At 61.7% G+C, this 19884-nt stretch carries 18 protein-coding genes, 1 other RNA gene and 1 pseudogene; 12 read left to right on the forward strand and 8 right to left on the reverse strand.

Annotation, left to right across the window (positions count from 1 at the left end):
* Positions 1-18: 18 nt before the first annotated feature.
* Positions 19-138 (reverse strand): annotated as a pseudogene (locus ETW24_RS25395) (DUF1326 domain-containing protein); the annotation flags it as partial.
* 202 nt (positions 139-340) lie between these two features.
* Here ETW24_RS25395 and ETW24_RS11120 point away from each other — a divergent pair.
* From ETW24_RS11120 to ETW24_RS11150, 7 genes are all read left to right on the forward strand, one after another.
* Complete coding sequence (locus ETW24_RS11120) at positions 341-1069, forward strand: FadR/GntR family transcriptional regulator (protein ID WP_129371124.1); 729 nt, start codon at positions 341-343, stop codon at positions 1067-1069.
* Positions 1070-1251: 182 nt separating this feature from the next.
* The gene (locus ETW24_RS11125; RefSeq protein ID WP_129371125.1) at positions 1252-2037 is read left to right on the forward strand and encodes an OmpA family protein; all 786 of its coding nucleotides are present in this window, start codon (positions 1252-1254) and stop codon (positions 2035-2037) included.
* Positions 2038-2196: 159 nt separating this feature from the next.
* Positions 2197-2549: a transfer-messenger RNA gene (gene ssrA / locus ETW24_RS11130) on the forward strand.
* 167 nt (positions 2550-2716) lie between these two features.
* Entirely contained in the window at positions 2717-3280 is a 564-nt protein-coding gene (locus ETW24_RS11135; RefSeq protein WP_254695599.1) for a nuclear transport factor 2 family protein, read from the forward strand.
* A gap of 140 nt (positions 3281-3420) precedes the next feature.
* Entirely contained in the window at positions 3421-4236 is an 816-nt protein-coding gene (locus ETW24_RS11140; RefSeq protein ID WP_129371126.1) for a chromate resistance protein ChrB domain-containing protein, read from the forward strand.
* A complete protein-coding gene (chrA, locus tag ETW24_RS11145) occupies positions 4233-5504 on the forward strand; it encodes a chromate efflux transporter (RefSeq protein ID WP_129371127.1) in 1272 nt (423 codons plus the stop codon). Before ETW24_RS11140 ends, chrA begins: the two co-directional genes overlap by 4 nt.
* Before the next feature lie 117 nt (positions 5505-5621).
* The gene (locus ETW24_RS11150; protein ID WP_129371128.1) at positions 5622-6098 is read left to right on the forward strand and encodes an SspB family protein; all 477 of its coding nucleotides are present in this window, start codon (positions 5622-5624) and stop codon (positions 6096-6098) included.
* 77 nt (positions 6099-6175) lie between these two features.
* Here ETW24_RS11150 and ETW24_RS11155 read toward each other — a convergent pair whose 3' ends face one another.
* Positions 6176-6742, reverse strand: coding sequence for a hypothetical protein (locus tag ETW24_RS11155; protein ID WP_237455590.1), 567 nt, complete (start codon positions 6740-6742; stop codon positions 6176-6178).
* Positions 6743-6959: 217 nt separating this feature from the next.
* Here ETW24_RS11155 and fumC point away from each other — a divergent pair, with 217 nt between their 5' ends.
* From fumC to ETW24_RS11175, 4 genes are read left to right on the forward strand one after another with little or no spacing between them, the layout of a single operon-like run.
* Complete coding sequence (gene fumC / locus ETW24_RS11160; RefSeq protein ID WP_129371129.1) at positions 6960-8354, forward strand: class II fumarate hydratase; 1395 nt, start codon at positions 6960-6962, stop codon at positions 8352-8354.
* Positions 8354-8542 carry a DUF4169 family protein gene (locus ETW24_RS11165; RefSeq protein WP_129371130.1) on the forward strand — a complete coding sequence of 63 codons (189 nt, stop codon included), beginning with the start codon at positions 8354-8356 and terminating at the stop codon, positions 8540-8542. Before fumC ends, ETW24_RS11165 begins: the two co-directional genes overlap by 1 nt.
* On the forward strand, positions 8539-8757 hold the full coding sequence (locus ETW24_RS11170; protein ID WP_129371131.1) for a ribbon-helix-helix domain-containing protein: 219 nt from the start codon (positions 8539-8541) through the stop codon (positions 8755-8757). Before ETW24_RS11165 ends, ETW24_RS11170 begins: the two co-directional genes overlap by 4 nt.
* Before the next feature lie 35 nt (positions 8758-8792).
* Positions 8793-9008, forward strand: a complete 216-nt coding sequence (locus ETW24_RS11175; RefSeq protein WP_343328055.1) for an N-(5'-phosphoribosyl)anthranilate isomerase — start codon at positions 8793-8795, stop codon at positions 9006-9008.
* Between the two features lie 48 nt (positions 9009-9056).
* Here the strand turns inward: ETW24_RS11175 and ETW24_RS11180 are convergent, their stop codons facing one another.
* The 3 genes from ETW24_RS11180 to ETW24_RS11190 form a co-directional block, all read right to left on the reverse strand.
* Positions 9057-10412: a cytochrome P450 gene (locus tag ETW24_RS11180; protein ID WP_129371132.1), complete on the reverse strand. Its 1356-nt coding sequence runs from the start codon at positions 10410-10412 to the stop codon at positions 9057-9059.
* Positions 10409-11659, reverse strand: a complete 1251-nt coding sequence (locus ETW24_RS11185; protein WP_254695600.1) for a hypothetical protein — start codon at positions 11657-11659, stop codon at positions 10409-10411. The genes ETW24_RS11180 and ETW24_RS11185 overlap by 4 nt, the downstream gene beginning before the upstream one ends.
* A 112-nt stretch (positions 11660-11771) precedes the next feature.
* On the reverse strand, positions 11772-12524 hold the full coding sequence (locus tag ETW24_RS11190) for a cytochrome c biogenesis CcdA family protein (RefSeq protein WP_129371133.1): 753 nt from the start codon (positions 12522-12524) through the stop codon (positions 11772-11774).
* A gap of 93 nt (positions 12525-12617) precedes the next feature.
* On the opposite strand from ETW24_RS11190, the gene ETW24_RS11195 reads away from it, so the two are divergent.
* A complete protein-coding gene (locus ETW24_RS11195) occupies positions 12618-12851 on the forward strand; it encodes a sulfurtransferase TusA family protein (protein ID WP_129372907.1) in 234 nt (77 codons plus the stop codon).
* A 207-nt stretch (positions 12852-13058) separates the two neighbouring features.
* On the opposite strand, the gene ETW24_RS11200 is transcribed toward ETW24_RS11195, so the two are convergent.
* The 3 genes from ETW24_RS11200 to ETW24_RS11210 form a co-directional block, all read right to left on the reverse strand.
* Positions 13059-16154, reverse strand: coding sequence for an Rne/Rng family ribonuclease (locus ETW24_RS11200; protein ID WP_129371134.1), 3096 nt, complete (start codon positions 16152-16154; stop codon positions 13059-13061).
* A 585-nt stretch (positions 16155-16739) separates the two neighbouring features.
* Positions 16740-18077, reverse strand: a complete 1338-nt coding sequence (locus ETW24_RS11205) for a sigma-54-dependent transcriptional regulator (protein ID WP_129371135.1) — start codon at positions 18075-18077, stop codon at positions 16740-16742.
* A 31-nt stretch (positions 18078-18108) separates the two neighbouring features.
* A complete protein-coding gene (locus ETW24_RS11210) occupies positions 18109-19881 on the reverse strand; it encodes an ATP-binding protein (protein WP_129371136.1) in 1773 nt (590 codons plus the stop codon).
* Positions 19882-19884 lie beyond the last annotated feature (3 nt).

A 19884-nucleotide genomic window follows, 5' to 3' on the forward strand; every position in this document is an offset into this window, starting at 1 on the left:
CCGCCAGCTTCGCCTTTGCTTGGAACCGGACCAATCAATCGGGCAGATTTCAGCGGGTTTGCCGCCAATGTCCCAAACCCGGCCATAATCACGCACCCGCGGTTTAAGGCCCGTAGCCGCGATGATATCCGGCCCCATGCCGGTGCTCACGGAGTACATCATCCGCCAGGACACCAGAATGGCGGTAAAAAACCCAAGCCACAGACCTTGCGCATGGATGATCCGAGCATTGCTTTCTCCCGACTCACGCCTTACGTTTTAAATGTCAGACTTTTAAATGTCAGACAAATGATTTTTTGCCGGGGCACCTCCGGCGTAGCGCCGCGTAAGGGCCCTGAGAATGAAGATTGACCCCAACAGTTCCGCTGATCTTTCGGTTCAGATAGCGCAGGCAATCAAGGATGCCATCATCTCGGGCGCGCTGATCGTGGATGCACGGCTGCCCTCTGAAAGCGAGCTGTCGGAGCAGTTTCAGGTCTCCCGTTCCACCGTGCGGGAAGCGCTGAAGCGATTGGCGGCGCAGTCCTTGATCCGCACCCAGCGCGGCGCGACCGGCGGGGCGTTTGTAAACCGGTTAAGCTTTGAGGACGCCTATTCGCAGCAGATCACCACCTCGACCCTGTTGCTCAGCATGAACGCGGTGAGCTTTGATACCGCCTGCGAGGCCCGGTATGCGCTGGAACGCTCTTGCGCGCCGCTTTCTGCGCAGCGCCGCACCCCGGATCAGCTGGCCACCATGCGGACGGAGATCTTCCGGCAAAACCAGCCCGGCCTGACCGATGAGGCCTTCTGCGCCTCGGACGTGGCGTTTCACCGGGCATTGGTGGATGGCGCGCACAATCCGGTGCTGTCCTACCAGCTGGCCGGTGCGGTGGAGGCCATGCAGCCGCTGATGAACATGATCACCTTTACCGCCCGCGACCGGGAAGTGATCACCGGCATCCACACCCGGATTGCCGATGCCATCCAGGCAGAAGACGGCACCACCGCTGCCACTGGCCTGCAGGAGCTGGAGAGCGAAACCCGAAAACTGGCATCCGACGTTTTTGCCAAGCGGGCGCAAAGGTAAGCGAGCAACGATTTATCAACCGTGCTCCGGCAATCTTTCCCAATGGGGCACAACTGTGAGTCGCCCTCCGCGCCGCAGCTCAGCTGGTCCGAAGAACCAACCGGAACTTGCCGCCAACAAGTGATGAAGCAAAGCGCGCGCAGGCATGCCAATCGCGGCGCAGAACGACGGAAACGCAACAGATGAATTTCCTGAACAGCCTTTCTTCCGCAGTACTGGCCGTGGCTGCCGGCGTCATTCCGGGGGTCTTCACCATTTTGCCCGCTGCAGCCGAAGGCATGTCTGTTGACGCAGTCATGACCGTGTTCAAGCAGCAACGCATCGGCGCGCTGGTGGTGTACACACCGCAAGCCCCCGCCCCAGCGGCGGACAACAGCCACGCCCCGGCGGTCTCCATGTCCTACACGCTCGGGCAAATGGGCGGCATGCAGACAGAAGAGCTGATGCGGATGATAGAGCAGCAGAGGATTGGCAGCCTCGTCGTCATTTCCCAGCCGCTGTCGTCCTCCTATGACCTGACTGCTGCAATGGCTGAAACCGCGGTGCCGCCATCGGAACCGCGTCCGCAGATCAACGTCTTTTTTGAATTCGGATCTGCAAGCATCGGGTCTTCGCAGCTCCCCGTGATCCGCACCGTCTGCAGCGCAATGAATGAGATGGGCGGCGGCGGCTTTGACCTGATCGGGCATTCAGACAGTGCCGGCGAACGGGACTACAACGATGTGCTTTCCCTGCGGCGCGCCATCAGTGTCCGCCGGGCCATGGAAAAAGAATGCAATGTTACCGGGAAGGGTATCAGCGTTGCAGGGGCCGGCGCGCGGACACCACTGGAACAGGATGATCCGGAGGGCGGCATGAACCGGCGCGTCGAAATCCGCGCGGCGCCTGTTGTTCAGGCAATGACGGCCACGGGCGCGATGACACTGCTGCAAAACATGGACACCCCCGGGAATTCCGGCCAGCAGTAAGGCCAGCAACCCGGACAGCAAGCTGGCGCTTAGGAACCGGCCGCCAGGTGTCCCAGCCCCCGAAGTCCCTGGAAACCGCCTGTCCCCAAGTGTTCTGCCTTAGGGGCCGCTGGTAAAAACGCATGTTCTTCGGGCAGCTTTCACAAGTTCCCCGACCTGCCCCTTTTCATCCGGAAATTTCCTGCCTATATATGAGCCGTTCCCTTGTGGAACTATGGACATAAACGCGCTCGTAATAAACGGATCGGACCCGGGGGCGGTACCCGGCGACTCCACCAAACATCCTTCATTTGGGGATCATGGGGTCGAAACAGGATCGACGGACGTCTAAAGGGGTTAGCTTTGTCTCGGCGGGGTGCCACCGTACCGGCCCAAACAGTACAATTGCAAATGACAATCGTGCTCCGGCAATGGCAGTAGCAGCGTAAGCTGTTAATGTCGCCGAAACTAAGCCCTTGCGCCTAGCAGCGTAAGGCGGGGTTCGCAGGTACCTGGCAACAGAAACCTGCACTTTCCGCCGTGTGTTTATGCTGCCGTTACGGCACCCTGCCAAAAATCACCTTTTTGGCGCTTTAAGTCTGCTTGCAGCACCTGTAGCAGGCGCATCTGAACAGCAGCCTTTCTGCAGGCAGCCTGCCCTTGATGCCGCCTGCCCGGCCCCAAACACACACCGGACTGAATGACCAACCCTATCATTGAACCCGAGATTACCGCAGTATCCCCGCGCCGGGCGGCGCCTGCGCACGATCTGCCGCAGCATTCAGCCGAGTGCGCCCCGGCCATGGCGGTCCCTTTTGACCCCGCATGCCCGGCTGAAATGCCGTTGACCCGGCTGCTGCATTACTGGTTTGAAGAGGTTTGGTGCAAAGGCAATATGGACGCTGTTGCCGAGGTGATGACACCGGGAACGCTGATTTACGGCGCAATCTCTGCCCTTGCGGAACCGGATTGCGACTATGGTGAAGTTGTCGCAGCGCTGCGCAACCTGCTGGGGCCGATGACCGTCACTTTCAGCCATGCAATGGAAACCGCAGACTGGGTGTCCGTCCGGCTTTTGGTCTGCACCAGCAACCCAAGCGATGGTATGCCCTTCCAGATCACCGGCCAGGTGATGGCGCGGGTGGCGGATGGCAGGATTGCAGAACTGCACTCCAACATGGATTACTTCCGGATGTTTGAGAAGCTGGGCCAGTTGCCGCCCGAGGCCCTGGCGGTTTGCATGACCGGCGAACGGTTGAAGTGACGGCGCATTGCCGGCCTGCGCAATCTTGACAAAGCTGCCGTAAATGCGGTTCTTAGGATGCATGGGGACAACCGCGAACGCCCCGTGAGGCGACAAGCCCAAGGTTCGCATGTTAACCTTGCTCGCGAGGAGACATGCTTATGGCTGCCCCGAATGAAATCACCCCTGCCCAGCTCTTGCGTCTGATCGGCACGCCGAATGCGCCGGTTCTGGTGGATATCTGCATTGACGAAGACTTTGCCGCGGATCCTTTTCTGATCCCCGGCTCTTTCCGCCATTCCCATCTGGATATTGATGGCCTCAAGGCCCGCCTTAACAGGCGGCGCTGCGTGCTGATCTGCCAGAAGGGCATCAAACTGTCGCAAGGCCTGGCGGCCTGGCTGCGCAATGACGGGATCGAGGCGGAATACCTGCAAGGCGGCATGTATGCTTGGCGCGATCTGAAAGATGCGCCGCGGATTCCGGCCAGCGCCCTGCCGACGCCGGTGGGCGGCAGCAGCCTGTGGGTGACCCGCCACCGGCCCAAGATCGACCGCATTGCCTGCCCCTGGCTGATCCGCCGCTTTGCGGATCCTGACGCCCGGGTCCTGTTTGTCTCGCCGTCTGAAGTTGCCGGCGTTGCCGACCGGTTTGGCGCCACGCCGTTTGATGTTGAGGACGTGCTCTGGTCGCACCGCGGGCCGCTGTGCACCTTTGACACCATGCTGGATGAGTTCGGCCTCAGAACGCCTGCGCTTGACAGGCTGTCCCGGGTTGTGAGAGGCGCCGACACCAACCGGCATGATCTGGCACCCGAGGCGGCGGGCCTGTTGGCCCTCTCGGTCGGATTGTCGCGCCAGTTCAAAGACGACCATCAGCAGCTTGAGGCAGGCATGAACCTATATGATGCGCTATACCGCTGGGCCCGCGATGGCCAGGGCGAAGGCCACGACTGGCCTGCGGACCGTAAGGCATGAGTCACCCCAGCTGGACGGAGATGTTCCGTGTCTTCGGGCGCATCGGGGTGCTGAGCTTTGGCGGCCCCGCGGCGCAGATTTCGGTGATGCACAAGGAGCTGGTTGAAGACCGCCCCTGGCTGAGCGAGGACAGCTTTCTGCGAGGGTTGTCCTTTTGCATGCTGCTGCCGGGACCGGAGGCGATGCAGCTGGCGACCTATACCGGCTGGCGGATGCGCGGCACCGCCGGCGGGCTGCTGGCGGGGCTGTTGTTTGTGCTGCCGGGTGCGGCTGTGATTGCGGCGCTGGTCTGGCTCTACGCGCAATACGGCACCCTGCCTGCGGTGCAATCCGCATTTCTGGGGGTCAAGGCGGCGGTGGTTGTCATCATCCTGCAGGCGCTGCGGCGGCTGGCGGGCAAGGCCCTGCACCATCCGCTGGACTGGGCGCTGGCGGGGTTCGGCTTTGCCGCGCTGTTCCTGTTCAACCTGCCGTTTCCGCTGGTGGTGCTGGCCGCCGCCTGTTTTGGCATACTGCGCAAAGACGTCAGCTCCGGCGGTCCTGCACACCGCCCCCCTGCCCGCAATGACAGCACCCTGCGCACAATTGCAGTCTGGGGCGGATTGTGGCTGCTGCCGCTGATAGCCCTGTCGCTGTCCGGGGCGGGGTTTCTGGCGGACATCGGCTGGTTCTTTTCCAAACTCGCCGTGGTGACCTTTGGCGGTGCCTATGCGGTGCTGGCCTATATCAGCCAGACCGTGGTAAGCCAGTTCGGCTGGATCACTGCCGGGCAGATGATTGATGCCCTGGGATTGGCCGAGACAACCCCTGGCCCGCTGATCCTGGTCACCCAGTTTGTCGCCATGCTGTCAGGTCTGACGCAGGGCGGGTCCGGGCTGTTCCTGGCCGCAGGCGCGGTGGCGCTTTGGGCGACCTTCATGCCGTGTTTTCTGTGGATCTTCGCCGCCGCGCCTTATGTAGAGCGCATCGCCGCGCATCCGCGGCTTGGCATGGCGCTAAAGGCGGTAACGGCCACGGTGGCCGGTGTCATTCTGAACCTGTCCGTGTGGTTCATGATGCATGTGGGTTTTGCCGGAACGCAGGTGATCGAAGCCGGCATTCTGCACATGCCTGTTCCGATCAGGAGCAGTATGAACAGCACTGCGGTTCTGCTGGTTCTGCTGGCACCGTTTGCCGCCTGGATGGTTCGCGGCAATATGCTGTTGCTGCTGGCGGTGATGGCAGCGGCCGGCCTGGCCGTTGCGGAATTCCCGTTTGCAATCAGCTGACTGCCGATACCTGCAAAGTACCGTCAGCCGCAATAAAATTTGATCCTGCGAAAAGGCTGCCCTTTTGTTTCCGCCAGAATCTCCTATGCTGGGAACAAATGAACAAAGGGTGACTGCATGTCCCGTGAAATCGACTATGGCAACCTGATGCACTCTGCCATGCGCGGCCTGATCCGGACCGTGCTGCAGGATATCTCCGACAATGGCTTGCCCGGTAACCACCACTTTTTCATCACCTTCGACACAGCCCACCCGGATGTGGAGCTGGCCGATTGGCTGTCCGACCGTTATCCCGGTGAAATGACCGTTGTCATGCAGCATTGGTTCGACAATCTGACCGTCGATGAAGACGGCTTTGCGGTCACGCTGAATTTCGGTGATTCCCCGGAACCGCTCTATATCCCCTATGACGCGATCCGCACATTCGTGGACCCGTCGGTGGAATTCGGACTGCGGTTTGAGTCTGCCGATGAAGAGCCGGAGGGCTTTTCCGCGGTCACAGATGCGGCTGAGGAACAGGACGGCGCCGAGGAGCCTGAGGAAGAAGACAAGAAAGACGCGGATGTCGTGTCGCTGGACAGCTTCCGCAAATAGGCGGGCTGACCCATCGCGCAGTACAGTATCGGGCAGCCTGACCGGCTGCCTTTTTCATGTCCCGCCTGTTCTTTGGCCTATTGCCTGGCCAGGAAGGTCTCCAGCCGCCGGCGCGGTTCGCCGTTCAGCCGTGAAATGTAAACCAGATCCAGCCCGCCATCGGCCAGGGTCCTGTCATACTGCTGCATCTCGTAGTCGCCGTTCGGGTGAATAAACAGCGAAAAGACCGTCAGCGTTTCGCCGGTCAGCCGGCCCCAGACGAAGGGTTCGCCTTCCATCGGGTTCAACGGCACCGCATGGCCAAACACATTGCGTGTCATTGCAGCTGAATAGACACCATTGCGCCCGCTATGCTGGAACTCGATCTCATAGGTCTTGGTCTTTTTGCGACCGTCATCCTTTTCAGTGGTCGAGGTCCATTTGATGGTGAACCCCTTCTTCATCTCATGGATGATAACGCTCATGTCCCGGGGGTCGGTGTCGCCATCTGTCTTGACGACGTCGACGCTGCCGGAATATTCGCCGGCAAACTGCGCAATACCGGCGGCGATCCCCTGCACGGCCCCGCACAGCAGCACGCAGGCGGCCAATGCAGGCACGGCCAGGGATTTCAGTGACAGAATTTTATACTGACGGATTGGCACGTTCTTTTCCTTTCCGGATGCAAATTACCCGTCCCACGCCCCGCCCCACGCACTGTAACCATAGCATAGATTGAGACAATGGCATGGATTGGATTGCGCCAATTCGACACTATACCTTACCTGCCATTTGGCTATGCTGCGCGCAACTGGCCAATTGCGCCGCATTGCGGCACAGGCTACACGGCATACAATCGCATACTCAACGGAGAGAAGACGGATGTCCGAAACCCGCACCGAAACCGACAGCTTTGGCCCGCTTGAGGTCCCCGCAAACAAGTATTGGGGCGCTCAGACCCAGCGGTCGATCATGAACTTCCCGATCGGCTGGGAAAAGCAGCCTGTCGCCATTGTGCGCGCGCTGGGGGTGATCAAACAGGCCTGCGCCATGGCCAACAAGGCCTCGGGCAAGCTGGACGCCCGGATCGGCGATGCGGTTATTCAGGCCGCCGGCGAGGTGGTCGCGGGCAAATTCGACGACAACTTCCCGCTGGTGGTGTGGCAGACCGGCTCCGGCACCCAGTCCAACATGAACTCCAACGAGGTGATCGCCAACCGTGCGATTGAAATTCTGGGCGGCGTGATCGGCTCCAAGGACCCGGTGCATCCGAACGATCACTGCAACATGGGCCAGTCTTCCAACGACACTTTCCCCACCGCCATGCATATTGCCACCGCAATGTCCGTTCGCGACGTGCTGGTGCCGGGCCTGACCAAGCTCGCCGAAGGGCTGGAGGCAAAAGCCGAGGCGTTCAAGGACATCATCAAGATCGGCCGCACCCATACCCAGGACGCCACCCCGCTGACGCTGGGCCAGGAGTTCGGCGGCTACGCGCATCAGATCCGCCAGGGTCTGGCCCGGGTCGAGGCGGCGATGCCCGGCATCTATGAGCTGGCGCAGGGCGGCACTGCGGTTGGCACCGGACTGAACACGCAAAAAGGCTGGGGCGAGACGGTCGCTGCCAATATGGCCGAAATCACTGGCCTGCCCTTTGTCACCGCTCCGAACAAGTTTGAGGCACTGGCCGCCCATGACGCGATGGTGTTCCTGTCCGGCGCGCTCGCGACCATCGCGGGCAGCTGCTACAAGATCGCCAATGACATCCGCTTCCTCGGCTCCGGCCCGCGCTCGGGCCTGGGTGAGCTGATCCTGCCAGAGAACGAGCCGGGCTCCTCAATCATGCCGGGCAAAGTAAATCCGACACAGGCAGAGGCACTGACCCAGGTGGCCGCCCATGTGATGGGCAATGATGCCGCGATCAAATTTGCAGGCTCGCAGGGTCATTTCGAACTGAATGTCTACAACCCGATGATGTCCTACAATCTGCTGCAATCCATCCAGCTCTTGGGCGATGCGGCGGACAGCTTTACTGAGCGGATGCTGAACGGCATCCAGGCCAATGAGCCGCGCATCGACAAGCTGATGAAAGAGTCGCTGATGCTGGTCACTGCACTGGCGCCGACCATCGGTTACGACAATGCCACCAAGGTTGCCAAAACCGCGCATAAGAACGGCACCACGCTGAAGGAAGAGGCGGTCGCGCTTGGCTTCGTGGACGAGGCGACCTTTGATGCCGTGGTCCGTCCCGAGCAAATGATCGGCCCCAAGGACTGATGGCTGGTTCCGGTTCAGGCCCGGTCAATCTGAACCGGTATCGCAAGGAAAAGGCGCGGGCTGAGAAAAAGGCCCGCGCCGACCAGAATGCCGTGACCTATGGCCGGACCAAAGCGGAAAAGGAATTGGACAAGGCACGCAATGTGCAAGACGTCCGGCGCCTGGATGACCATAAGCGCGACGAATGAACAGCCGCCCCAAGAAGCACTCTCTGACCTTGCGCGGGCACCGGACGTCGGTGTCGCTGGAGGATGACTTCTGGGATGCCTTCCGCGAGATTGCCGCGCAGGACGGCCGTGCAATCAATGATTTAGCGGCCGGAATTGATGAAGCCCGCGGCGAGGATTGCGGATTGGCCTCAGCGATCAGGCTGTTTGTGCTGCACCGGTTGAGGGCACGTTAACCACGGTTTGGCATCGTGCTGCTATGCAAGTGCCTGTGCCTCTCACCGCTGATGCCTGGATACAGCAGCTTTTCCAGTCCCAAGCTGCTGCAAAAGGCGGTGTTGTCCGCCGCCAGAAGCGCGACATTGAACGGCTGCTTGGCTGGGACCGCTTTCACTACGAACTAAAGCGCCGTGGATTCCGAGCCGTCGAAAACGCAGGTCAGGTTGTCATCTTCTGCAATCAGGACACCGTGCGCATCATCCAGTGATGCAAATTTCTTCGAAGAAATTTGCCAAGAAAATTCGAATTTTCTTGGCTAACGCCGCGCCAGCTGCAGCCAGATCCCATTCTTCGACCGCACCGTAAGATGCGCCACGGGCACCGGCGCCTGCGCCGCAACCGGAACCACACGGAACGCGCGCAGGATCATCGACAGGATCAACGGTCCTTCCACCATGGCAAACCCAGCGCCGGTACAGACACGTGCTCCGGCCGAGAAAGGGATGTACGCGTCCCGCTGGCACTGCTTGCCGTTCTCCGTTTGCCAGCGGGAAGGGGCAAACCCATCCGGGTTCTCCCACAGCCGCTCATGCCGGTGCAGATGCCAGGGACTGAGCACCATCTGCGCGCCCTTTGGCACGCCTCGGTCACGGAATTGCTCTGGACAGGCTGCCTCGCGCACCATCATCGGCACCGGCGGATACAGCCGCAGGGTTTCGCGGAACACGTCCCGGCTGACCCTCAGCTTTGAAACCGAGGCAAAGCTTTCATCCGTCAGCGCCTCAGCCTCAGCAGCCACCTTCTCTTGCCAATCAGGGTAAAGCGCCATCAGATACAGCGCCCAGGCCAATGCCGAGGCGCTGGTTTCATGGCCCGCAAGAAAGAAGATCGCGACCTGATCCACCATTTCGGCGGTATCAAAGGTGCTGCCTGTTTCCGGGTCCCGGGTGGTCATGATTTTAGTGGCCAGGTCATCCGGCGCCGTGCCCGCCTTGATGGCATCCATTCGTTCGCGGGTCAGCTGTGCAATCAGTGTCCGGATCACCTCAGCGTTCCGGCGGGTGCCGCGGCGGAAGAACCGTGGCATCCAACGCGGCAATGGGACAAAGGCAGCCAGATTCAACAGCGGCTGGCTGCGCTGGTAGTCGCGGAACCGGCTAAAGACCTGTCCCGCGACCTGATGCTCGATCGGGATCGAGAACAGCGTGCGAAAGATTACATCCGCCGCTGCGTGCGACGTTTCCTCCTCGATCTCGACAAGTCCTTGCCGCGCCTTCAGCCGTTCCACTGCGGCCTCTGCTGCGGCGCGCATCGCCGGGTACGTGTCCTTAAGCCGTCCGCCTTCAAAGGCCGGGTCGATAATCCGCCGCTGCCGTTTCCAGGCCTCGCCATTGGTCAGGAAAACGGAGTTCCCCAGCAAAGGCTTCAACCCCTCGGCAATCCGGTCCGACTTGGGGAAATCTTCGGGTCGCTCCTTCAGCAGCACTTTCACAAGCTCCGGCTGGTTGACCAGGAAGGACCGGAAAAAAGGCGTGCGGAACTCGGCCATCCAGGCGCGGTACAGACGCGCGGGCTGGGCCGACAGAATATCCTGACGGAACAGTTTCACATAGCGCCACAGCGAGACGCGGTCCGGGCGTGCGGGCGGTTTCGGCGGCAAGGCTTGTGTCATTCAGCGACCACCGAGGTGAACTTCGAAACAGCCGCATCAATACGGGACTGCGAGGGCTTCCGGTCCTTATAGCGTTCCGCCAGCGTCAGCGGTCCGGCGGTGATGCGGAAGTAATCATAGTCGCCCGGCCGGTCGAAGGCGCAGAGATACTGAAAGTGCAGCCGGAAAAACCGCCAGCGCAGCTGTTGCCAGCGTTCCGGGCTGAGGGTCTGGGTGAAGGCGGCAGAGAACACCAGCGGCCAGCGCTTGCCCTCAACCGCGACGCCGCTGACCGACACCGGATCGCACAGCGCAAAGGCGCAGCCATCACCTGGTGCAGTGACATCGACCCAGGCCAGCTCGTGCCGCTGGGACAGATACTGCAGATCAGCCCTTAAACGCTCGGCCCGCGGCAAAAAGGACACCATGGGCACAACCTGCCCCAAGGTCAGAAACCCCAATGCCGGCCGGTTCAACGGCAGCCCCGCGCGGATCAGATCCGCCAGGACGGACACACCGACATGAGCGCCGGAGGAATGCCCCGCCACCAGCACCTCGTCCAGATCCGGATCTTGCAGCGCCTCCGAGATCAGCGCGCGGAACTCGCGCATCCGCGCTTCCATTTCCGGCGGGATGGCACCGCGGGAGGCCGCGGAATGTGCATAATCGTGCATCAGGTAATAGGCGAAGAACTTGCCGTCCCGCTTTTTGAACCAGCGCAGCAGCGCGTAGCCGCAACCAAGACCCAAGACCCAGCCAATGGCCAGCGCTACCGGACCTGAAAGGCCGGCGGGACCGGCCACCGCCCCAAAGGCATAGGCAACACCCCACGCAAGCAGCAGCGCCAGAAACGCCTGCAAAAGCAGCATCCCCACCGGGTAAAGCGCGGCGATCACCGGCCCTTTGCGCAGCCGCATCAGCCGCCGCAGCGCTCCAGTAGAGATATAGATCCAGGCAGTGCGCAACAGCTGCCAATAGGTGCCGGGAATGGTTGCTTCCATACTGCCGCGGACGATGTCGGACCAGACCAGCACCTCGATGTCAGCCTCGGTCCGGCGCCCCTCCATCTCTGACACAACGTGCCAGCCATAGGGACCTTTGGTCTGCTTGGGGGACAGTGACAGGCTGTAGCCGGAAATCCCGGCCTGCGCTGTGCCTTCCTTGCGGTACAGCTCGCGGTAACGGCGCGGGTGAATCGGATCATAGCCGGGTATGTAGAATACCCGCCGCTTGCGCACCTGCTGTTGACCATGCTCCTGCTGTGTCACGCCTTGGCCTGCATCCTTGTTCTGCGGCCAGACTAGCCGTGCATTCCGGCAAGAGTAAGGCCAGGATTGGAAAAGAAAAAGGGGCCCGAAGACCCCTTTGAACATCTCAGGCTCAGCCCAGCGTTGCCAGCGCCGGGAATGTTTCCAGCAGCCACCAGGAGAAGGTGGTGAACAACCCGGTGACCAGCATAACGCCGACACCCAGCAACAGCCCGCCCATCACTTTTTCAATCAGTCCCATATGGCGCTTCATCTTGTTCATCAGCACCATGGAACGGGTGAGAAACATCGCCGCCAGCAGAAAGGGAATGCCCAGGCCTGCGGCGTAAACGCCGAGCAGGATTGTGCCGCGGCTGACTGATGCTTCCGAGGCGGCAAGCGACAGGATCGCGCCCAGCTGCGGCCCGATGCAAGGCGTCCAGCCAAAGGCAAAAGCCAGCCCCAGAACATAAGCCCCCAAGGCGGAGCCGCCGGATTCGCCCGCCTCCATCCGCGCCTCGCGGTCCAGCAGCGGAATGCGGAACACAGACAGGAAATGCAGGCCGAATATGATCACCACCACACCTGAAACTTGCGCAAAAAGCTCCTGATTTTTCAGCACGAATGCACCAAAAACCGAGGCGGTGAAGCCCAGCAGCAGGAACACGGTGGACAGTCCCAACACAAAGAACAGCGCCGCAATGACCGCTTTGCGCCGGGCTGCACCGGTGCCTTGCATCTCGCCGATGGTCACTCCGCTCATATAGGCCAGATACGGCGGCACGATCGGCAGGACGCAGGGCGACAGAAAACTGATCACGCCGCCTAGCAGCGCCACCAGCATGGCAGGGAGCAGCCCTGCGTCTATGATCTCGATTCCAAACATGTCCCACACTTATGCCAGCAATTGACCAACGTCACGGGGCGGGTTGGTCACATCCTTGTGGACAGCATGAAACATCCCGTTTATCTGCACACCATGACCGAGATCAATGAGACATTGGACGCCATCGGGCTGCTGTGCCCCCTGCCCGTCCTTAAAGCCCGCAAGCGGTTGAAATCGCTGCAGCCCGGCCATGTGCTGCAACTGCTGGCGGATGATCCGGCAGCGGTGATCGACGTGCCGCATTTCTGCAATGAGGCGGGCCATGAATTCCTCGGCCACAGCGACGGTGCAGGCCACCAGGTCTATCTGATCCGCAAGGGCAGCTAAGACCAAAGCCGCCTTGGCGCCCTGTCCGCACAGCTGCGGAATTCGACACGAAGTGCGGCGTTGATACCGCGTGGTTTCCGAACCGAGTCACGCGCCAGGATGCCCTTTCCTGACACACCGGCGGCAGCGTTGCCATCGCCGGCAATACCGCCAAAAAAGAAAGGCAGGCGCTTTGGCCTGCCTCTCCCATTAGTTATCACTTAGCAATCAGCTGCCCACCGACCACCAGCCGCGGCGTTTCGGCTTGGGCGGTGCTGCCGGTTCCGGGTCAGCCGCAGCAACGGCCATCGCAGGTTCCGGCTGCTTCTCCTGTTCCGAAGACGTCTGCTCCGGCTGGGCGGCCTCTTCTGCAGCAGGCTGTTCCGCCACCGCCTCGGCAGCCGCATCAGGTGCTGCCTCCACAGGTTCTTTCTCCGGTACAGCCTCGGCTTCAGCGGCAACCGGTTCTGCCGGCGCAGCTTCCACTTCAGCAGCGGTGACTTCCGCCGGAGCAGTGGCTTCTGCCGGAACAGTGGCTTCCGCCGGAGCGCCATCTTGGGCTTCTGCAGCACTGTCGGCGGCAGGCTCAGCATCCGGGGCAGCAGCGGCTGCTGCGCCTTTCGCAGCGTCTTCAGACGGCGCCTGTGCAACGGTTTCCGCTGCAGGGGCCTCCTCAGCGTCAGCCGCGGCCGGGGCGTCCTGCACAGAGGCTTCGGCAGGCTCAACAGCGGCGGGAGCCTCTTCTGCGGTCTCTGCCTCAGCCGGTTTGGCCTTCGGCTTGCGCGACCGGGTACGGGTGCGGCTGCGGGAAGGTTTCTTTTCCTTCACCTCTTCTGCGGCTGCGCCTTTGTCTTCGGCGGCAGCCTCCGCAGGCTCAGCTGCGTCATCCTGCTGCTTCGGCTCGTCAGACGCCTCATCGCCGTTTTCACCATCCTGGCCTTGCTCGCCATTGCCGGATTTCCGGCGGCGGCGGCGGCGGCGCTTGCGCTTGGGCTTGTCGTCCTGCGCAGCATCGTCATCGGTGCTGGTGGCCTCCTCAACGGCTGCAGGCGCTTCTTCTTCGTCCTGGGTGGCTTCCTCAGCGTCCACCTGATCCATGATCGAGGTATCAACGGACACCACCGGAGCAGTCGCAGCAGGCACCACGCGGGATGCGGTTTTGAACTTCTCCAGCACAAAATCCGGGCTGACCAGATGCGGATCGCCTTCGATGCGCACGGACAGGCCGTAGCGCGCCTCGATCTGGGCAATGTGCTCGCGCTTCTGGTTCATCAGGAAATTGGCGATGGAGACCGGGCAGCGCACCAGCACTTCGCGGGAGCGGCGGCGGGTGCCCTCTTCCTCGATCTGGCGCAGGATCGACAGCGCCATCGAGTCGTCGGAGCGGATCAGGCCGGTGCCGTGGCAATGCGGGCACGGCGCGGTGGTCGCCTCGATCATGCCGGGGCGCAGGCGCTGGCGCGACATTTCCATCAGGCCAAAGCCCGAGATCCGGCCCACCTGGATGCGGGCACGGTCGGTCTTCAGCTTGTCCTTCATGCGCTTTTCGACGGCGGCGTTGTTCTTGCGCTCGTCCATGTCGATGAAGTCGATGACGATCAAACCGGCAAGGTCGCGCAGACGCAGCTGGCGGGCGACTTCTTCAGCCGCCTCCAGATTGGTGTTGAGCGCGGTTTCCTCGATCGAGCCCTGTTTGGTGGCCCGGCCCGAGTTCACGTCGATTGCCACCAGCGCTTCGGTCACGCCGATCACGATGTAGCCGCCGGATTTCAGCTGCACGGTCGGGTTGAACATGCCTGCCAGGTAGCTTTCCACCTGGAAGCGGGCAAACAGCGGCAGCCCTTCCTGGTAGTTCTTCACGTTCTTGGCATGGGACGGCATGATCATTTTCATGAAGTCCTTGGCGATGCGGTAGCCGCGCTCGCCCTCAACCAGAACTTCGTCGATCTCGCGGCTGTAAAGATCGCGGATCGAGCGTTTGATCAGGTCGCCTTCTTCATAGATCTTGGCCGGCGCGATGGATTTCAGTGTCAGCTCACGGATCTGTTCCCACATCCGCTGCAGGTATTCATAGTCGCGCTTGATCTCGGATTTGGTGCGTTTGGCACCGGCGGTGCGCACGATCAGGCCCGCGCCGGTCGGCACGTCCAGTTCGGTTGCGATATCCTTCAGCTTCTTGCGGTCATCCGCGTTGGTGATTTTGCGGGAGATGCCGCCGCCGCGGGCAGTGTTGGGCATCAGCACGCAATAGCGGCCGGCCAGCGACAAATAGGTGGTCAGGGCCGCACCCTTGTTGCCGCGCTCTTCCTTGACGACCTGCACCAGCAGGACCTGGCGGACCTTGATGACTTCCTGGATCTTGTAGCGGCGCGGACGCGGCTTGCGCGGCGGACGGATGTCCTCGCTGTCGTCCTCATCAGCAACGGATTCGATGCTGTCATCTTTGGAGGTTGCATCGGCACGGCCGGTTTCGCCCGCGTCTTCATCGCTGTCGCCGCTGTCTGCGGAGTCAGCACCGGCATTGGCAGATGCGGCCTCCGGAGCAGCCGTTTCTGCATCGTCCTTGGCTGCTTCGGCGGCTGGTTCGGTGCCGGCATTTGCTTCGGCTGCAGGCTCATCCGCAGCTTCTGCGGGTGCCTCTTCAGCAGCGGCGGCCTCAACTGCCGCCCCTTCAGGTGCTTTTTCGCCAGCAGTCTCAGCGGGTCCGGCAGCCACTTCAGCTTCGGCTGCCTCAGGTGCAGACGCATCATCGTCTTCCGGCTCTTCCACCGGCGTTTCCGCGACATGCTCCACCGGCGAGGACCCTTCCGGCACGTCCGCCAGATCATCCCCGGCCTCAGCACTGTCGCTCAGGTCGATGGTCTCCATTCCGGCGATTTCAGCGGTCTTCTCCTCAGAGGCCTCAACCTCCTTGGTTTCCACCGCATCATCGGAAGAAGTCTTGGCAGCCTTGGCGGCGGATTTGGAGCGGCGCGACCGTTTGGGCTTGGCCGGTTTTTCGTCGTCTTCCTCGTCGCGGGCGCGCATCGCTTCGGCATAGGCGCGTTCTTCCTCCATCAGCGCCTCACGGTCGGCGACGGGGATCTGGTAATAATCCGGGTGGATTTCGGAGAACGCCAGGAAGCCATGACGGTTGCCGCCATAGTCCACAAACGCCGCCTGCAGCGACGGTTCGACCCGGGTTACTTTTGCGAGGTAAATGTTGCCAGCAAGCTGGCGTTTATTTTCGGATTCAAAGTCGAATTCCTCAACCTTGTTTCCATCCACAACCACAACACGGGTCTCTTCCGCGTGGGTGGCGTCGATAAGCATCTTCTTTGCCATGTGTCCTTGGTGCACCTGCCCTGTGCGTCCGCAAGCCTCTTGTTTCCAGGCGGCCGCGCACGTTTCGGGTGGTGTCTTGTCAGGGCGATCTGGGACGGCGCGGTGCAGCAGGTGGTCCCGGGATCGATGCCCGGCCTTCCTGCCTCAGTGCTTTTCGCTCTCGCGCGCGTCATCGCGGTTCTTCTCCGGCAGGCGGGTGCTGCCCGTCCCTGCCACATTATCCCTGCACCGGCTTAAATTCCGGCTTGGGCGCTAAACTGCCCTCCAAAGTTCGGAGGGCCAATCGGTCTGACTGCAGCTTTCTCGGATCATGCCGGACAAAAACCGCAGTCAGCGAAACTCATAAGAACGGGGGAACCATACACCGGTTTCCGGCCCGTTTGGTCAGCATAAGGCCTGTGGATAGGTAATGACAATGGACATTCGTCACCACGGGCATTGAAAATGAAACCTGCCGGCCCATAGCAGACAACGCATTAAATTATGGTAAGTTTTCAGCCGGCTGCCGGAGTTCCAATAGAACTCCGGCGCGCAAGCATTTGTTTTCCCGGCCGGTTCCCATGCCGAAAACAGCAGCGGCGGCGGTTACGCCAGATAGTCGGACCGCTGCAGGCCGTATTTGGCCATCTTCTCGTTCAGCGTCCGGCGCGGCAGGCACAGCTCGTCCATCACGCTGGCAATAGACCCTTTGTGGCGGCGCATGGTGTTGTCGATCAGCATCCGCTCAAAGGCTTCCACATATTCCTTCAGCGGCTTGCCTTCGGTGGTCATCACCGGCTGCATTTCCTCGTGATCGGACATCAAGAGCGAGGCAATGGTGCCTGACCCCCGGCGCGACTGCAGGACCGCGCGTTCCGCGATGTTGATCAGCTGACGCACGTTGCCCGGCCAGGGTGCCTGCAGCAGCTGTGCCGCCTCCTGCGCGCTGACCTGCGGCGCTTCGCAGCCGTATTCTTCCGAGAATTGCTCGGACAGGCGGGTGAACAGCGTCAGGATATCTTCGCCGCGCTGGCGCAGCGGCGGCACGGTGATGCGCAGCGCTGCCAGGCGGTAGAACAGATCCGGGCGCAGCGCGTCTTCGCAGGTCTTGCCCGCTTCCTGCAGGTTGGAAATGGCGATAATCCGGGTTTCTGCCGGGGTGCCCTGCTCATTGATCACACTCAGCAGCTTGGCCTGCAGCGTTTCCGACAGTGCATCGATATCTTCCAGCACCAGGGTGCCGCCGCGGGCTTCCTCGACCGCGGGCAGCATGCTGTCTTCGGGCAGCATCGGCCCGAACAGACGCTTGGCCAGTGCTTCTTCTTCCAAGGCGGCACAGGAGATCAGCACGAATTTCTTGCCCGCCCGGCTGCCAACCGCGTGCAGCGCATGCGCCACCAGGGTTTTGCCGGTGCCGGTCTCGCCGTCGATCAGCACATGGCCGTCAGCCTGCCCCAGATCCAGGATATCTTCGCGCAGGCGCTCCATCACCGGGCTTTGGCCGATCAGCTTCTTCATGATCTGGCCGCCATCCGACAGCTCGCGCCGCAGCGCCCGGTTGTCCAGCGTCAGACGGCGGGCACCGGTGGCGCGCTTGGCCAGTTCCGACATCCGGTCCGGGTTGAACGGTTTTTCCAGGAAGTCGAAGGCGCCCACGCGCATCGCCTCCACCGCCATCGGCACATCGCCATGGCCGGTGATCATGATCACCGGCAGCGCGGAATCGCTGCCCATCAGTTTTTTCAGGAACTGCATCCCGTCCATGCCCGGCATCTTGATGTCGGAGATCACGATCCCCGGGTAATCCGGCCCCAGCACCTTGAGCGCTTCTTCGGCGCTGGAGAAGGTCTCGGTGTCGTAACCCGACAATGCCAGCCACTGGCTGATCGACTGCCGCATATCCTGTTCGTCGTCCACGATCGCGATTTTCATAGCCTGGGCCATGCGCGTTCTCTCCTAATCTTCAGGGGCTGCTTCATTCCGCAGCCTCGATACCGTCCACCAGGACCGGCAATTGCATCTCAAAGACCGCGCCGCCGTTCTGGCCGTTGCGGGCAGTCAGCCGTCCCCCTAGGTCGTTGACGATCCCCGAGGAGATGGCAAGACCCAAACCAACCCCGTCGCCGGGCTGCTTGGTGGTGTAGAACGGCTCGAACAATTCATCGAAGTCGTTGATCCCCACCCCGTTGTCGCGCACCGACAGGGTTGCCGTCTCACCCGCGGCCAGCAGGATTTCCACCTCCGGGTCGGTCACCGATTTGGTGGCGTCCAGCGCGTTACGCAAGAGGTTGACCATGACCTGTTCCAGCCGCATCCGGTCGCCCATCACCATAACAGGTTCTTCGGGCAAAATCCGGGTGATTTTCACATGCCGCTGACGCAGCTGCGGTTCCATCATCGACAGGCTGGAGGCCAGCGCATCGCCCACGTTTACAGGGCTGAACGTATCGCCGCCCTTGCGCGCGTAGGATTTCAGCTGACGGGTGATCGCCCCCATCCGTTCGATCAAGTCATCGATCCGGCCAAAGGAGGCCAGCGCCTCATCCGGGCGGTTGCGGTTAAGCAGCAGACGGGCGCCGGCCAGATAGGTTTTCATCGCTGCCAGCGGCTGGTTCAGCTCGTGGCTGACGGCAGCCGACATCTCACCCAAGGCGGCCAGTTTCGAGCTTTGCGCCAGGCTCTGTTCCGCCACTGCAAGGGTCTTTTGCATCCGCTCCCGCTCGGCAATTTCCCGCTGCAAGCGGGCGTTCAATACGCGAAGCTCTGCCGACTCGCGCTGGAACAAGGCCATCCGCAGCGCGGTTTTCCGGCTGAGCGCATAAAACGCCAGCGCCAGCAGGATGGCGAATCCCATAATTTCCAGCGCCAGCACTGCGTTAACCCGCTCGCGCACCGAGGAATAAGTGGTGAAGGACGCCATCCGCCAGCCCTGGAACGGCACCCGGGTTTCCAGCCGCATCACCGCCTCACCCTGAAGATAGGCGTCCGGCGGCAGCGCGGTCCAGTCGGTGGTGGCGCGGATCGCCCGCTGGATGGCGCCCTCGGGTGTCTGCAGGGTCAGCGCGTCGCCTTCCTGCAGCCCGCGCCAGCGCGCCTCGGTGGCCAGGATGATATTGCCGGTGCTGTCGGTGACCAGCACCGCATCGGAAATCCCGGCCCAGGCCCGCTCGAACTTCTGCAAGTCCACCTCGACCACAATCGCGCCCAGCACGCCGGTCGCATCAATCATCCGCCGGGAATAGGTGAAACGGTAGCCGCCCACTTCCCGCGGGATCACCGAAAAAACTGTCGATTTGGCCCGGATCGCATCGACAAAATAGGCAGCATTGCGATGGGTCTCGCCCAACCGGTTGCGGTCGGTTGCGGCCACCGTGCGGCCATCCTGCGCCAGCAGCATGATCGACGCCGCGCCAATCTCATCCACAAACGAGATCAGCCGCTGGGTGGACAGGGAAAAGTCATTGGATTGCAGTGCCGAAATCAGCGTCTGGTCGCGCGCCAGCAGCTGCGGCACAATTGCATGCTGGCGCAGCTCGCTCAGCAGGTTGCCCGAATACAGCGCCAGCCGCAGCTCGGCCCGGTTGCGGGTGCTTTCGGTAAAACGGTGGGTCAGCGCCCGGTTTGTGGTCCACACGGTGACAGCCGCCACCAGCATGAACAGCACAAGCGACAGCCGTGCGCGCCACGAAATCGTGCGCGAGCCGGTCTTCCGCTTGGGTTTGGTCACATCAAAGCGCGGGGCGGTCATAAA

Source organism: Leisingera sp. NJS204 (assembly GCF_004123675.1).
In the GTDB taxonomy this organism is placed as follows: Bacteria; Pseudomonadota; Alphaproteobacteria; order Rhodobacterales; family Rhodobacteraceae; genus Leisingera.